This window comes from Streptomyces netropsis (assembly GCF_014203545.1).
Taxonomy (GTDB): domain Bacteria; phylum Actinomycetota; class Actinomycetes; order Streptomycetales; family Streptomycetaceae; genus Streptomyces; species Streptomyces netropsis.
In genome coordinates, this window is record NZ_JACHJG010000013.1 from 139633 (window position 1) to 154524 (window position 14892).

The 14892-nt window shown below is 72.5% G+C and carries 13 protein-coding genes and 1 pseudogene; 10 read left to right on the plus strand and 4 right to left on the minus strand.

All coding sequences use genetic code 11. From position 1 onward, the window contains the following. The first annotated feature begins 424 nt into the window (after positions 1 to 424). A complete protein-coding gene (locus FHS38_RS27150; RefSeq protein WP_184737866.1) occupies positions 425 to 721 on the plus strand; it encodes a chaplin in 297 nt (98 codons plus the stop codon). A gap of 169 nt (positions 722 to 890) precedes the next feature. Here FHS38_RS27150 and FHS38_RS27155 read toward each other — a convergent pair whose 3' ends face one another. From FHS38_RS27155 to FHS38_RS27165, 3 genes are all read right to left on the minus strand, one after another. Beyond that, on the minus strand, positions 891 to 1061 hold the full coding sequence (locus FHS38_RS27155) for a hypothetical protein (protein ID WP_184737868.1): 171 nt from the start codon (positions 1059 to 1061) through the stop codon (positions 891 to 893). A gap of 38 nt (positions 1062 to 1099) precedes the next feature. After that, positions 1100 to 1327, minus strand: a complete 228-nt coding sequence (locus FHS38_RS27160; RefSeq protein WP_184737870.1) for a DUF5133 domain-containing protein — start codon at positions 1325 to 1327, stop codon at positions 1100 to 1102. A 77-nt stretch (positions 1328 to 1404) separates the two neighbouring features. Further along, positions 1405 to 2187 (minus strand): sigma-70 family RNA polymerase sigma factor, encoded by a 783-nt coding sequence (locus FHS38_RS27165; RefSeq protein ID WP_184737873.1) that lies wholly within the window; start codon positions 2185 to 2187, stop codon positions 1405 to 1407. A 305-nt stretch (positions 2188 to 2492) separates the two neighbouring features. On the opposite strand from FHS38_RS27165, the gene FHS38_RS27170 reads away from it, so the two are divergent. From FHS38_RS27170 to FHS38_RS27200, 6 genes and pseudogenes are all read left to right on the plus strand, one after another. Then, positions 2493 to 4898: a phosphoketolase family protein gene (locus FHS38_RS27170; RefSeq protein ID WP_184737875.1), complete on the plus strand. Its 2406-nt coding sequence runs from the start codon at positions 2493 to 2495 to the stop codon at positions 4896 to 4898. Positions 4899 to 5044: 146 nt separating this feature from the next. Then, positions 5045 to 6061, plus strand: coding sequence for a LacI family DNA-binding transcriptional regulator (locus FHS38_RS27175; RefSeq protein WP_184737877.1), 1017 nt, complete (start codon positions 5045 to 5047; stop codon positions 6059 to 6061). A 35-nt stretch (positions 6062 to 6096) separates the two neighbouring features. Beyond that, complete coding sequence (locus tag FHS38_RS27180) at positions 6097 to 7683, plus strand: sugar ABC transporter ATP-binding protein (protein WP_184737878.1); 1587 nt, start codon at positions 6097 to 6099, stop codon at positions 7681 to 7683. Continuing rightward, a pseudogene (locus FHS38_RS35685) lies at positions 7673 to 9567 on the plus strand (ABC transporter permease/substrate-binding protein). Before FHS38_RS27180 ends, FHS38_RS35685 begins: the two are co-directional and overlap by 11 nt. A gap of 64 nt (positions 9568 to 9631) precedes the next feature. After that, a complete protein-coding gene (gene rbsK / locus FHS38_RS27195; RefSeq protein WP_184738074.1) occupies positions 9632 to 10558 on the plus strand; it encodes a ribokinase in 927 nt (308 codons plus the stop codon). Positions 10559 to 10741: 183 nt separating this feature from the next. Continuing rightward, entirely contained in the window at positions 10742 to 11257 is a 516-nt protein-coding gene (locus FHS38_RS27200; protein ID WP_184737885.1) for a hypothetical protein, read from the plus strand. A gap of 40 nt (positions 11258 to 11297) precedes the next feature. Here the strand turns inward: FHS38_RS27200 and FHS38_RS27205 are convergent, their stop codons facing one another. Beyond that, positions 11298 to 12311 (minus strand): ParB N-terminal domain-containing protein, encoded by a 1014-nt coding sequence (locus tag FHS38_RS27205; protein ID WP_229822780.1) that lies wholly within the window; start codon positions 12309 to 12311, stop codon positions 11298 to 11300. Between the two features lie 285 nt (positions 12312 to 12596). Between FHS38_RS27205 and FHS38_RS27210 the strand changes: the two genes are divergently transcribed. The 3 genes from FHS38_RS27210 to FHS38_RS27220 are packed head-to-tail and all read left to right on the plus strand — an operon-like array spanning position 12597 to position 14864. After that, positions 12597 to 13040, plus strand: coding sequence for a helix-turn-helix domain-containing protein (locus tag FHS38_RS27210; protein ID WP_184737887.1), 444 nt, complete (start codon positions 12597 to 12599; stop codon positions 13038 to 13040). Between the two features lie 46 nt (positions 13041 to 13086). Beyond that, complete coding sequence (locus FHS38_RS27215) at positions 13087 to 13617, plus strand: ImmA/IrrE family metallo-endopeptidase (protein WP_184737890.1); 531 nt, start codon at positions 13087 to 13089, stop codon at positions 13615 to 13617. Continuing rightward, positions 13614 to 14864, plus strand: coding sequence for an MAB_1171c family putative transporter (locus FHS38_RS27220; RefSeq protein WP_184737892.1), 1251 nt, complete (start codon positions 13614 to 13616; stop codon positions 14862 to 14864). The genes FHS38_RS27215 and FHS38_RS27220 overlap by 4 nt, the downstream gene beginning before the upstream one ends. Positions 14865 to 14892: the final 28 nt, after the last annotated feature.

Sequence of the window (14892 nt, forward strand, 5' to 3'; positions counted from 1 at the left end):
CGGCGCTGTCGTTTCCCAGTTCGTCTGATCAATTGAAGCTTCGAAGAACTGTACGTAGACAGGGGCGGCCACGCCAAACGCGCACCTTAGAGCATGCCCTCGGCGGAGCGGCACGGGGGTGCGGTGAAGGGGCGGACACCCACGGCCGGTGACGCAGGTCACAGGCCCGGCCGCGCCGGAGAGGGCGCGGCGATCACCCCGGGCCCCCGGCCGACGGCGGGGAAACACCGGCGGAAAACCGAGGAAAAACGCGCCGCAAAAACGTCGGAATATCGACGGAATTCAGAGAAACATCACACCCCGCATTTCATACGACTTATTGGCCTTTCCGGGTTAATCATGCCCTTTGGAGTCCAAATTGACTCAACCGCCGCCATTCCGGCGGTAACAATTGCCGCTCAACGCCCCTTAGAAAGGTTTAGCCATGTCGCGTATCGCCAAGGCAGCCATCCTGACCGTCGCCGCCGGCACCGCCCTCTCGGGTGCGGCGGGCATCGCCGTCGCCGACGCCGGCGCGAAGGGTGTGGCCGTGGGTTCGCCCGGCATCGTCTCCGGCAACGTCATTCAGGTGCCGGTGCACATCCCGATCAACCTCTGCGGCAACACCATTGACATCGTCGCTCTGCTGAACCCGACCTTCGGCAACACCTGCGTCAACGCCGACGGCCACCACGGGAACAAGGGCCACGACGGCCACAACGGGCACAACGGCCACCACTGAGCCCTCCCTTAAGACGCGGGCAGCAGACCGCGTCCGCGCAGCCCGCGCGGGAAGGGAGCCACAGTCAGCCGCCGGAGCCCTTGCTCGCGCGTCCGTGGCGTCCACCATGTTCTTCATGGTGGACGCCACTGCCATGTCCGGACGCCGTCGCCCGCCGTACGGCCGGGCCTCAGTCCGCGGGCGCGCGCTGCCCGGGCGAGCCGTCGGGCGGCTCCTCGCGGCGCGGCTCGCGTTCGCCGTGGTCGGTGCGGGGGTCATGGGGGCGCTGGGCGCCGGGGAGGTCGGGTACCTCGACGATCGGGGGCAGGTCGGGGGTCAGATGCGTATGGCGTGAGGTCATGGTGATGCGCCTGCCTGTCGTTGTAGGGGGAGGAGCGATCAGACGGCGACGACGGCCTCGGCCGTCGGGTACTGCGCCGCGCGCGAGCGCGCGGCGCGCAGGGCGGCGTCGATGTCGCGGGTGCCGGTGGTGACGCACAGGGTGTAGGCGGTGTCCTGGAGCTGCCGGTAGACCTGAGCACGGACGACCCGCTCGCCCGCGACGGCCCGCAGCCTTTCGTACCGGTCGAGCAGGTCGCGCAGAACCGCCGGGTGAGCCATCAGCATGAGGGGGATCCCTTCGACGGTGGACGGGCGGGGGCCGTGACGGCCGGATGGCTTCCGGGTCACCACCGGGGCAGGCCTCACACCGGCGCGAGCAGCTGCTCGCGCAGCCGGGCGCAGGTGCGGGTGAGGATGCGGGAGATCTGCATCTGGGAGACGCCCAGCCGCGCGCCGATCTGTTTCTGGGTGAGGCCCGCGAAGAACCGCCAGTACAGGACGGTCTTCTCCCGTTCGGGCAGCGCGTCCAGCAGGGGCCTGAGCGACTGGCGGTCGATGACCAGGTCCAGGGTGCGGTCGGCGCGGCCGAGGGTGTCGGCGAGCGGCAGCTCCCCCAGCCCGGCCGACGGCTGGTCCAGCGACAGCGTGCGGTGCACCCCGTCGGCGTCGAGCCCGCGCCGCACCTCCCCCTCCGTCAGTCCGGCCTCCACGGCCAGCTCGGCGAGGGTGAACCGGCCCCCGGTGCCGCGCTGTTCCAGCCGCCCCTGGGCGGAGCGGACGGCGGAGCGGAGCTCCTGGTCCCTGCGCGGGATGCGCAGGGACCACACATGGTCGCGGACGTGCCGTTTGAGTTCGCCGTTGATGGTGGGGACGGCGAAGGACTCGAAGGCGAACCCCAGCTCCGGATCGAACCGGTCCACGGCGTTGACCAGCGCCAGGGCCGCCACCTGCCGGAGATCCGCCGGGCTCTCCCCGCTCGCGCGGAACCGCCGGCTGATGCGCTCGGCCATCGGCAGCCACGCGGCGATCGCCTCCTGCCGCAGCCGGTCGCGCTCGGGGCCGTCGGGGAGGGCGGCCATCCGTACGAAGAGGGCTGCCGTGTCGGGTGCGTCGCGCACCCACCGGGGGGACGTCGTCTCGGCCATGGTCACAGTGGTCCCCTCGCTCGTGCGACAAGGAGTGCCGGCCGGAACGCCGTCCGCCCGGCCGCCACCCTCGCGTACCCGTGAACGGATCGGCGCCGGGGCCGGGGCGGCCGGTGTCGGCCACGGCTCTCAGCATGCCGCGCAGGGTCCGAACGCGCGACTCGGAGCAAGCGATCCGTCACACGGGGTGAGTGCGTGGGCAGGGGGGAGAACCGGCCCCGCCCGCCGTACCGCCGTTTCCCCCCGCCCCGGACGGGGTACTCGCGGCAGCGGCAGCTCCGTCCGGCCATCACCGAGGAGACCCCGTGGCCCCGCATCCGCAGCCCTTCGCCCCCTCCGCCGAGCCGGGTGCCCACGACCTCACCGACCGCGACGTCGCGGCCCTGGACGCCCACTGGCGCGCGGCCAACTACCTGTCGGTCGGCCAGATCTACCTGCTGAGCAACCCGCTGCTGGCGGTGCCGCTGGAGCCGGAGCACATCAAGCCACGACTGCTGGGGCACTGGGGCACCTCCCCGGGCCTCAACCTCGTGCACACCCACCTCAACCGTGTCGTCAAGGCACGGGACCTCGACGCGATCTGCGTCTGGGGCCCGGGACACGGCGGGCCCGCCGTGCTCGCCAACTCCTGGCTGGAGGGCAGCTACCGCGAGGTCTACCCGGACGTGAGCCGGGACGCGGCGGGCATGGAAGCGCTCTTCAGGCAGTTCTCCTTCCCCGGCGGGGTGCCCAGCCACGTGGCCCCGGAGACACCCGGTTCGATCCACGAGGGCGGCGAGCTGGGCTACTCCCTCGCCCACGCCTACGGCGCCGCCCTGGACAACCCCGGCCTGCTGGTCGCCTGCGTCGTCGGTGACGGCGAGGCCGAGACCGGCCCGCTCGCCACGTCCTGGCACGCGAACAAATTCCTCGACCCCGTCCACGACGGCGCGGTCCTGCCGATCCTGCACCTCAACGGCTACAAGATCGCCAACCCCACGGTCCTCGCCCGTCTGCCCGAGGAAGAACTGGACAGGTTGCTGCGCGGCTACGGCCACGAACCCCTCTACGTGACCGGCGACGACCCGGCGCAGGTGCACCGGGCGATGGCGCACGCCATGGACCGGGCGCTGGACCACATCGCCGTCGCCCAGCGCGTCGCCCGCGAGGACGGCGTCACCGACCGGCCGCACTGGCCCGTGATCGTGCTGCGCACCCCCAAGGGCTGGACCGGTCCGGCCGAGGTCGACGGGGTGCCCGTCGAAGGCACCTGGCGCTCCCACCAGGTCCCGCTGTCCCAGGTCCGCGACAACCCCGAGCACCTGCGCCAACTCGAGGACTGGCTGCGCTCGTACCGGCCGGAGGAACTCTTCGACGAGCACGGCGGGCCCCGCCCGGAGGTGCTGGCCTGTGTGCCGGAGGGCGAGCGGCGGCTGGGGGCCAATCCGCACACCAACGGCGGCCTGTTGCTGCGGTCCCTGCCGATGCCGCCGCTGGAGCACTTCGCCGTCCCCGTCGACAAGCCCGGGGCGGCGCTGCACGAGCCGACCCGCATCCTCGGCCGGTTCCTCGCCCAGATCATGGCCGACACGGCCGGGAGCCGGAACTTCCGTGTGGTCGGCCCGGACGAGACCGACTCCAACCGGCTGGAGGCGCTCTACGCCGCCACCGGCAAGGCGTGGCAGGCCCTCACCCTCGACACCGACGAGCATCTGGTCCCGGGCGGACGGGTGATGGAGGTGCTCTCCGAGCACCTCTGCCAGGGCTGGCTGGAGGGGTATCTGCTGACGGGCCGTCATGGGGTGTTCTCGTGCTACGAGGCGTTCGTCCACATCGTCGACTCCATGGTCAACCAGCACATCAAGTGGCTGCGGACCTCCCGCGCCCTGCCCTGGCGCCGCCCGGTGGCCTCGCTCAACTACCTGCTCACCTCGCACGTCTGGCGCCAGGACCACAACGGCTTCTCCCACCAGGACCCCGGCTTCGTCGACCACGTCCTCAACAAGTCCCCCGAGGTCGTGCGGGTGTATCTGCCGCCGGACGCCAACACCCTGCTGTCCGTGGCCGATCACGCCCTGCGCAGCCGCGACTACGTCAACGTCATCGTCGCGGGCAAGCAGCCCTGCTTCGACTGGCTCGGCATGGACGAGGCCCGCGCCCACTGCGCGCGGGGCGCGGGGGTGTGGGACTGGGCGGGCACGGAGACCGGCGAGCGGGAACCGGACGTCGTGCTCGGCTGCGCGGGCGACGTCCCCACCCAGGAGACGCTGGCCGCCGCCGACCTGATCCGCCGCCATCTGCCCGAGCTGACCGTACGCGTCGTCAACGTCGTCGACATGACCCGGCTCCTGCCGCAGGGGGAACACCCGCACGGGATGACCGACGCGGAGTACGACGCGCTGTTCACCCCCGACAAACCGGTCGTCTTCGCGTACCACGGCTATCCGTGGCTGATCCACCGCCTCACCTACCGCCGCACCGGCCACGCCCACCTGCATGTGCGCGGCTACAAGGAGAGGGGCGCGACGACCACGCCGTTCGACATGGTCGTCCGCAACGACCTCGACCGCTACCGCCTCGTCATGGACGTCATCGACCGGGTCCCCGGTCTGGGCGTCCGCGCGGCGTCCGTACGGCAGACCATGGCCGACGTCCGCACCCGCCACCACGCCTGGATCCGCGAACACGGGGTGGACCTGCCGGAGGTCGTCGACTGGTCCTGGTCCGGCTGACCCCGCCCGGCACGGACACCGTTTCGGCCAAGCCGCCTGTGCCGCGCGTCACATTGGCGAGTTCTTGACGCCATGGCCGTGTAATCGATTACCTGTCCCCGTCGCGAACGCGCGAAATCGATTACACACCGGCGGCCGGAGGCTCCATGGCGAACATCAAGGACGTGGCCGAGCGGGCCGGCGTATCGGTGGCCACCGTCTCCCGCGTGCTGAACGGCCGCTCTCCCGTGGCCGAAACCCGCGAGCGCGTCCTGGCCGCCGTCCACGAGCTCGGCTACCGCCCCAACGTGGTCGCCCGGTCGCTGCGCACCGCCCGCACCCGCACGCTCGGGCTGGTCATCAGCGATCTGCGGAACCCGTTCTTCACCGAGCTGGCCGACGCCGTGGAGCAGGAGGCCCGGCGGCTGGGGTACAGCCTCATCATCGGTAACGCGGGCGAGAGCCCGCAGCAGCAGGACGACTACATCCGCACCCTGCTGGACCGCCGGATCGACGGGCTGATGGTCAGCTCCGCCGGCACCGGGTCGGAGATGCTCGGCGAGGTCGTCGCCTCCGACACCCCGCTGGTGCTCCTCGACCGCACGGTCCCCGGGATCGCCGCCCCGTGTGTGCGGGCGGCCGGCGGAGCGGCCCTGACCGACCTCGCCGCGCATCTCGCGGCCCTGGGCAGGCACCGGCCCGCCGTGATCGTCGCGCCCGCCGGGACCCCCATCGGCGACGAGCGTCTGGAGCTGTTCGCGACCGCCCTCGCCACGCACGGCATCGCGCTGCCCGCGGAGCGGATCGGCTCGTCGCCCGACCTCGGCCCCGGCGGGGGCCGGCGGGTGATGCGGGAGCTGCTGGATCTGCCCGAACCGCCCGACGCGGTGCTGGCCACCGACAACCTGATGGCGCTGGGCGCTCTGGACGAGGTCCGGGCGCGGGGCCTGCGGGTCCCGGACGACGTGGCGCTCGTGGCCTTCGACGACGTGCCGTGGTTCGCGCACACCGACCCGCCGCTCACCGCCATCGCCCAGCCGACCCGCGACCTCGGCCGGGCCGCCGTGCACGCCCTGCTGGAGCGGATCGAGGGCCGCCCGGCCGACTCGGTGCTGCTGCCCGCGCGGCTCGTCGTCCGCCGCTCGTGCGGCGAGGGCCCCACCCACCCAGGACCGTCCCACTGAGGGACCGACCCACCGACGATCGAGAGGGGCAGCGCATGACCGGCGTCAACGACGACGTACCGGGCGGCCGCGAACTGCTACGGGTGGAAGGAGTCACCAAGTCCTTCCCCGGGGTCCGCGCGCTGGACGGCGTGGACCTGAGCCTGCGCGCGGGCGAGGTGCACGTCCTGCTCGGGGAGAACGGCGCGGGCAAGAGCACGCTCATCAAGATGCTCTCCGGCGCGCACCGCCCCGACGAGGGCCGCATCCTGGTGGACGGCGAGGAGGTGGCCATCCGCTCCGCGCAGGACGCCGAGCGCCTGGGCATCGCCACCATCTACCAGGAGTTCAATCTCGTCCCCGGCCTCACGGTGGCCGAGAACATCTTCCTGGGACGGCAGCCGCGCACCTCCCTCGGCCTGATCGACAAGCGCGCCATGCGCGCCCGGGCCGCGGAGCTGCTGCGCCGGGTCCGCCTGGACGTCTCCCCCACCACACCGGTGGCCGAACTCGGCATAGCCCGGCTCCAGATGGTGGAGATCGCCAAGGCCCTGAGCCTGGACGCACGCGTTCTGATCATGGACGAGCCGACCGCGGTGCTCACCTCCGAGGAGGTGGCCACGCTCTTCGGGATCGTCCGCGAACTGCGCGCGAGCGGCGTCGGGATCATCTTCATCACCCACCATCTGGAGGAGATCGCCGCCCTCGGCGACCGGGTCACCGTCCTGCGGGACGGCCGTTCGGTGACCGAGGTGCCCGCCGGGACGGACGAGGACGAGCTGATCCGGCTGATGGTCGGCCGGGACATCGCCGAGCAGTACCCGCGGCAGCGGCCCGAGCGGCCGGGCGCGCCCCTGCTGCGGGTGCGCGGCCTCACCCGCGACGGCGGCGGTCGGCAGGGCGCCGCCTTCCGGGACGTCGGCTTCGAGGTCCGGGCCGGGGAGGTGGTCGGGCTGGCCGGGCTGGTCGGCGCGGGCCGCACCGAGGTGGCGCGGGCGCTGTTCGGCGTCGACCGGTACGACGCCGGCACCGTCGAGGTGGACGGCCGGGTGCTGCCCCGGGGTGACGTGCGGGCCGCGATGCGGGCCGGCGTCGGGCTCGTGCCCGAGGACCGCAAGGGCCAGGGGCTGTTGCTGGACGCCTCGCTGCGGGACAACCTCACGCTGGCCCGGCTGGAGCGGGACACCCGGGGCGGGCTGGTCGACCGGCGCGGTCAGCGCCGCGCGGCGGCGGAGGTCGCGGCGCGGCTGAAGGTGCGAATGAGCGGGCTGGAGCAGTCGGCGCGCACCCTGTCCGGCGGCAACCAGCAGAAGATCGTCATCGGCAAGTGGCTGCTGGCCGGCACCCGGCTGCTGATCCTCGACGAGCCGACGCGCGGCATCGACGTCGGCGCCAAGGTCGAGATCTACAGAGTCGTCAACGAGCTGACGGCGGCGGGCTGCGCGGTGCTGATGATCTCCAGCGATCTGCCCGAGGTGCTCGGGATGAGCGACCGGGTGCTGGTGATGGCGCAGGGCCGGCTGGTGGGCGAGCTGTCGGGCGACGCGGCCACGCAGGACGCCGTGATGGAACTGGCCGTGCGGCCGGCCACGGATACGAAGAACACGTACGAGAGCGCGATGGAGGGCTCCGATGTCGGCTGAGGTGCTGCGGGCGCCCGGGAGCGTTTCCGGGCAGTGGTTCACGAGGGCGGTGCTGCGCAACGGCCCGCTGGGCGGTCTGATCGCCCTGGTCGTGGTGATGGCGGTGCTGTCCCGGGACTTCCTGAACGGTCAGAACCTCCTGAACGTCGGCGTCCAGGCGTCGGTGACGGCGATCTTGGCCTTCGGTGTGACGTTCGTGATCGTGTCGGCGGGCATCGATCTGTCCGTCGGGTCGGTGGCCGCGCTGTCGGCGACCGTCGTCGCGTGGGCCGCCACCTCCGGGGGCCTGCCCGTGTGGATGGCCGTGCTCCTCGGCCTCGCCGTCGGCGCGGCGGCCGGGCTGGTCTCCGGCGCCCTGGTCGCGTACGGGAGGCTGCCGGCCTTCATCGCCACGCTGGCGATGCTCTCGATCGGCCGCGGTCTCGCCCTGGTGATCTCTGGTGGTTCGCCGATCGCCTTCCCCTCCTCGGTCGGCCGGCTCGGTGACACCCTCGGCGGCTGGCTGCCGGTGCCGGTGCTGGTGATGGTGGCGATGGGGCTGATCGCGGCGCTGGTCCTGGCCCGTACGTACACGGGCCGGGCGATGTTCGCGATCGGCGGCAACGAGGAGGCGGCCCGGCTGTCGGGGATCGACGTCAAGCGCCGCAAGCTTGTCATCTACGCCCTCTCCGGGCTGTTCGCCGCCGTGGCGGGCATCGTGCTGGCCGCCCGGCTGACGTCGGCTCAGCCGCAGGCCGCGGCGGGCTACGAACTGGACGCCATCGCCGCCGTCGTGATCGGCGGGGCGAGTCTGTCGGGTGGCTCCGGCAAGGCGTCCGGCACCCTGATCGGGGCGCTGATCCTCGCGGTGCTGCGCAACGGTCTCAATCTGCTGAGCGTCTCCGCCTTCTGGCAGCAGGTGGCGACGGGCCTCGTCATCGCGCTGGCCGTGCTCCTGGACACCCTGCGCCGCCGGAGCGCCCGATGAGGGGGCGCACGGGAGTGCTCGCCGCGGTGGCGGTGCTGGCCGGGTCGCTGGCGCTGTCCGGCTGCGACCGGGGCGGCCACACGGATCTGGGGCTCGCGCTCTCCACGATGAACAACCCCTTCTTCGTCGGCATCAAGAAGGGTGCGCAGGCAGAGGCCGCCGCGCGCGGCCTGAAGATCAACATCACGGACGCGCAGAACGACCCGACGCAGCAGATCAACCAGATGGAGACGTTCACCAGCCAGAACGTCAAGGCGGCCATCATCAACCCGGTCGACTCCGACGCGGCGGTGCCCGCGGTGGGCGTGGCGAACCGGGCGGACGTGCCGGTGATCTCCATCGACCGGGGGGTGAACGGCGGCCGGGTCGGCTCCACGATCGCTTCCGACAACGTCGCGGGCGGGCGGCTGGCCGCGAGGGCGCTCGCCACGTCGCTCGGCGGCAAGGGGAAGGTGGCTTTCCTGGAGGGCCAGCCGGGTACGTCCGCCGCCCGCGAGCGCGGCAAGGGCTTCGAGGAAGGCATCAAGGCGTACCCGGGCATCGAGGTCGTCGCCCGGCAGCCCGCCGACTTCGACCGCACCAAGGGCATGGACGTGATGGCCAACATGCGCCAGTCGCACCGGGACATCACCGGGGTGTTCGCCGCCAACGACGAGATGGCGCTGGGCGCGGCCAAGGCGCTCGGCTCCGCGGCGGGCAAGGGGGTGAAGGTCGTCGCCTTCGACGGCACGCCGGACGGGATCAAGGCCGTGCGCGGCGGGACCCTGACGGCGACGGTGGCCCAGCAGCCGAGGCTGCTGGGCAAGCAGGCGGTGGACTGGGCGGTCCGGGCATCCGAGGGCGAGCGGCTGCCGCGCCTGGTGAAGGTTCCCGTGGTCCTCGTGACGCGGGAGAACGCGGCGGAGTTCGACCACTGAGACGGTGTGCGACAACGGAGACGACAGGAGGAGGACGACGGTGAGCGATGCGGGGTCCGGCGGCATGCGGACGTACGACGTGCTGGTGATCGGTTCGGCCAACGCGGATCTGACGGTCCGGGTGGACCGGCGCCCGGGAGCGGGCGAGACCGTGCACGGCACGGACCTGGTGGAGTCGGCGGGCGGCAAGGGGGCCAATCAGGCCGCGGCGGCGGCCCGGCTCGGCGCCCGGACGGCGTTGCTGGCGAGGGTCGGTGACGACGCCTACGGCGAACTGCTGCTGGCCGCCCAGCGGGAGGCCGGCACCGAGGTGCGGCACGTGCTGGTCGAGGGGGGCGCGCGGACGGGTACCGCGCTGATCGTGGTGGGCCCGGACGGGGACAACTCCATCGTCGTCTCCCCGGGCGCCAACGACCGCCTCACCCCGGACGACGTCACCTCGGCGCGGGAGACGGTCGCGGCGTCGGCGGTCCTCTCGCTCCAGCTGGAGGTCCCGCCCGCGACCGTACGGGCGGCCGTCGCCGTCGCACGGGAGACCGGCACCCGGGTCGTGCTCAACCCCTCCCCCACGCCGGACCGGCTGGACCCCGAACTCCTTGCCGCCGCAGATCCGTTGGTGGTCAACGAGCACGAGGCACGGCAGCTGTCCGGGCTCACGGACGGCACCCCCGCCGAGTGGGCCCGCGCCCTGCGGGACCGGGGCGCCCGGTCGGTCGTGGTCACGCTGGGCGGCGACGGCGCGCTCGCCCTGGACCACGCGGACGCGAAGCCGGTGACGGTCCCGGGGACCCCGGTGAAGGCCGTGGACACCACGGGCGCCGGGGACGCGTTCACCGGCGCCCTGGCGGTGCGGCTCGCGGCCGGCACCCCGCTGGCCGCGGCCGCGCGGTTCGCGGTGCGGGTCGGCGCCGCGTCCGTCACCAAGGCGGGTGCGCAGCCGTCGTACCCGACCCTCGCGGAGCTGCCCCCGGCGCCCGGATTGTCCGCATAGCGAACGGATCCCGGGTCGTTGTCGTCCCACCGGACGACCGCTTTTCTCTGGCGGGTGATGTTCTGTCGGCGGCGTCGGCCGGGCGGTACGGTCGGGAGTCGAGGTGAACGCGGCGTCGGACGAGGCGGGTGGGGGGAGCCCGGCGGTCCGACGGACCGCCCCCGACTCGATCTGGAGGAACCGATGTTCCGTGACCGATCCCGCCGTACCGTCGCCGCCGCCGTCGCCGTCGCCGCCGCGGCGTCCCTCGGTGCCGTGGCCTTCGGCCTGACGTCCCCGCACGCCGCCTCCGCCGCCCAGGAGGACACGGAGCTGCGGCTGACCACCGTGGAGAAGGCCGACACCCGGACCGAATACCCCAAGGCCGGGGACCACTGGGTGAGTTACTTCGACGTGCACACCACCGAGACCGGCAGGGACGGCAAGGAGAGCGCCGGCCGCCGGGTCGGTGACGGGAGCGACCGCTGCGACGTGGTCCTCGCCCGGTACGAGGGCGTGGTCACGCAGTGCCAGCGGGTGCTGCGCACCGAGAACGGCACCCTGGTGCTGACGTCCATGACCGACCGCTTCGGCCGCGGCCCGCACACCGGTACCGCCGCCGTGACCGGCGGCACCGGTGCGTACGCCAAGGCGCGGGGCGAGGCCTCGCTCACCCAGACCGACAAGCAGGGTTCGTTCCGCATCCGGCTGCGGGACTGACCCCGACTCCCGGCTCCCCGCAGGAGACCCGGGCGCGGGCTCAGGCGCCCTTGCGCTCCAGCTCCAGCGCGAAGCGTTGCCACGCCTCCGCGCAGTTCCGGGCGGCCTGGGCCACCATCGCGGTGCGGTGCGCGGGCACGCTCTCGACGAGCCGCTGCCAACGGTCGCCCCCCATCGCATGGGCACTGAGCAGTTGAAGCAGCGCCCGGCCGCCCTCGGTGAAGCGGAGGGAGGGGTCCCGGCGCAGATTGGGCAGCGGCTGCTCGCCGCCCGTGGCCACCGACGAGGAGGCCACGGGCGTCGCGCGCAGCGCCACGGTGGCGTCGGCGGCGGTCCGGCTCTCGGCCTCCCGCAGCTTCTTCGGCACCGGGTCCTCACCCAGCCGCAGCCGCTGCCGTACGTCCCGCGCGGTGCCGACGGCTATCCCGGCGACGTCGGCGATCTCCCGCAGACTGGCGTGCGGCTTGGCGGTGATCAGCGCGACCGCCCGTCGGCGGCCCTCCGCCGCGTTGAGCGGGCGGACCCGCCCGTCGCGGCCGGTCCTGGCGCTCAACTGCACGCTGCCCGCACTTGAACGCCTGCGCAGCGAGGCGACCGTGCTCGCGGCGAGACCGGTCGCCGAGGCGATCAGCCGGTCCGACCACTGCGGGTGGGTGCCGATGATGCGCTCGGCGGCGGCGGTGCGGTCGGCCGGGCTGAGCGGCAGCCCCTGGAGGGTGTTGAGCCTGACGCCGTAGACGAAGGCGTCCGCCTCGCTGCCCTCGAAGAAGCGGACCGCGATGCGGTCCTCGCCGCGCAGTCGCGCGGCCCGCAGCCGGTGCATGCCGTCGACGACGCGCATCGTCGAGCGGTGCACGATGATCGGCGGGAGACGGACGTCGAGCTTGGCGAGCATGTGGACATGATGGAGGTCCTCCCCGGCCACGCGGGGGGAATCGGCGGGCAGTAACGCGTCGAGGGGGACCACTGCCGTCAGACAGCGGTCCGATCCGCTCTCACCGCGCACGCCCGCCTCACGCACCGCGAACTCCGCGGTCGCCGCGTCCGTTGCCAACTCTCCCGATCGAGCACATTCCGAAGTCGTCACGACACCCTTCCAGGAACTCCTCCGACGGACCGTGGTGGAGATCACGCACACGACGAAGACAGCTACCCGGGGCCCCCGCCTCGCCAACTGGCAGTCGACCGCCGGAGCGGGCGATCCAACACCAGTTGATCCCACCGACAGCAGGGACGCTAGGCAGCGACCGGTACGGCTGTCAACTGCATTGCCGGGTGCGCCTCATGGGGTCGCCGGTGGCCTCTAAGCTAGATTGACCCGCTGGAGGGAGGTGTGATCATGAACGACCCCGACGCCCCTGCCGAGCACACGCTCGCCGACAAGCTCAATCATCTGTTCAACACGGTGGTACCGGCCGGCCGTGAGCCGTACAGCACCGAGGAAGTGGCGCGCTCGATCACCACCGGGGGTGTGTCGATCTCCGGGAGCTACATCTGGCTGCTGCGCAAGGGGCAGCGCGACAATCCGACGCTGCGGCACCTGGAGGCGCTGGCGAAGTTCTTCGGCGTGCCGCCGGCCTATTTCTTCGACGACCGGGTCACCGAGGCCGTCAACGCGGACCTGCGCCTGCTCGTCGCCTTCCGCGACACCCAGGTGCAGCGGGTCGCGCTGCGTGCGGCCGGGCTGTCCCCCAAGAGTCTGCACTCGATCAACGAAGTGATCGAGCGCGTCCGCGAGCTGGAGGGCCTTCCGGCCAACCGGCCCGAGAAGCACCACCCCTAGCAGCGTCGGGAGCGCGGCGCGACAAAGCCACGGGGGGACCCACACCGTGAACTTCAAGAGGCTGCACCGGCGAAGCCTGGAACGGGTTCGCAGCCTGGACATACCCATACCGTTCGACGTCTGGGAGCTGTGCGACAGGGTCGCCGAGCGCCATGGCCGGCCCATCCGGCTGGAGCCCATCCACCTGCCCGTGGACGGGCCGTGCGGGCTGTGGATATCCGGGCCCGAAGTCGACTACATCTTCTACGAATCCGATACCAGCCCGCTCCATCAGGAGCACATCATCGCCCACGAGCTGGGCCACGTGATCTGTGGCCACAAGGAGAACGCGGTACTGGGCGAGGAGACCTCGCGGCTGGTGCTGCCGACGCTCGATCCGCGGATGGTGCAGAGCGTGCTGCAGCGTACGTACTACACCTCGGCCGAGGAGCAGGAGGCCGAGATGATCGCCTCCCTGATCCTCCAGGAGGCCAACCGGCGCCCGTTGGAGCGCAACTGGACCGTGCCCAGCGAGGCAGCCGAAAGCGTCGAGCGGCTGGACCGGTCGCTGCGCAGCTCCACCCAGGACGAGACGTGATCACCTCCCTCCACGCCTTCGGCGCCGTCGCCGCCTGGGCCGGCCTGTTCTACAAGTGGCGTTCCCTGCGGCAGAACCCGGCGGACCCCGCCCTGCTCGCCCTGTGTGCCGTCTTCACCCTCTCGGGCCTGAGCTTCTTCATCTCGCTGCCGGTGGTGTGGGTCCGCGTCGACGATCTCCTGGGGGTGCCGAACATCGCGGCACTGCTCGCCCAGAGCTGTGTGATGGCGCTCCTCGTCGGCCAGCAGCTCGTGCTGACGTACTGGGCCCGGCCGCCCGAGCGGGCCCGGGTGCTGGCCCGGCTGCAGTTGTGCTTCGGGGTGGCGGCCATCGCGTCGCTGGCCACCCTCTTCTGGCTGCTCACCCCGACCGCGCAGCGCCCGAGGGACTTCACGCTCTACTACGTGCACGATCCGTACTACATCGCCTATCTCTCGCTCTACGTCGGTGCGTACCTGATCGGCGAGATCAACGTCGTCCGCGTCTGCTGGGGCTACTCCGCGGTCGCCGGACGGACCTGGCTGCGGCGGGGTCTGCGGGTCACGGCCGTCGGGGCGTTCATCACCCTCGGCTACGGCGGCATCCGGGCCGGCAACATCCTCGGCATCGCGTTCGGCTTCGATCTGCGCCACCTGGAGACCGTCGCCTGGCTGTGCGGGGACCTCGGCTCGGCGATCACCCTGGTGGGCTGGACGCTGCCGGGGTGGGGCCCGCGCGTGGCCGCGGCGGGCCGGTGGGTGACGGCGTACCGCCGGCACCGCCGGCTCTATCCGCTGTGGGCGGCGCTCCACGAGGCCGTTCCCACCATCGCGCTCGCCCCGGCGCGCAGCGAGCTGGCCGACCGGCTGGCGGTGCGGCAGGTGGAGTTCCGGCTCTACCGCCGGGTCATCGAGATCAGGGACGGGCAGCTCGCCCTGCGGGCCCACGCCGACCCCGAGGCGATGGCGGAGGTGACCCGCGCGAGCCATGAGGCGGGGCTGTCCGGGGACGAACTGCGGGCGAGGGTCGAGGCCCTGCGGATCGCCTCGGCCCTGCGGGCGCGGGCGCGGGGCCGGACGGTGGCCGACGCCGACCGCGCGCGGGTCGGCGCCGAGGGCCCGGCGTTCACCGACCTCGCCGCGGAGACCGCCTGGCTGGTGCGGGTGGCGGTCGTCTTCGCGGCCCTGCCGGCCGACGCCTCCGAGCAGGCCGACGGTGCGGCCCGTGCGGCCGCATCGGGTGACGGCCGCGTGCCGGAAGTCGGTTGATAGCGTGACGGCTTGTGAGGTTCCGTTC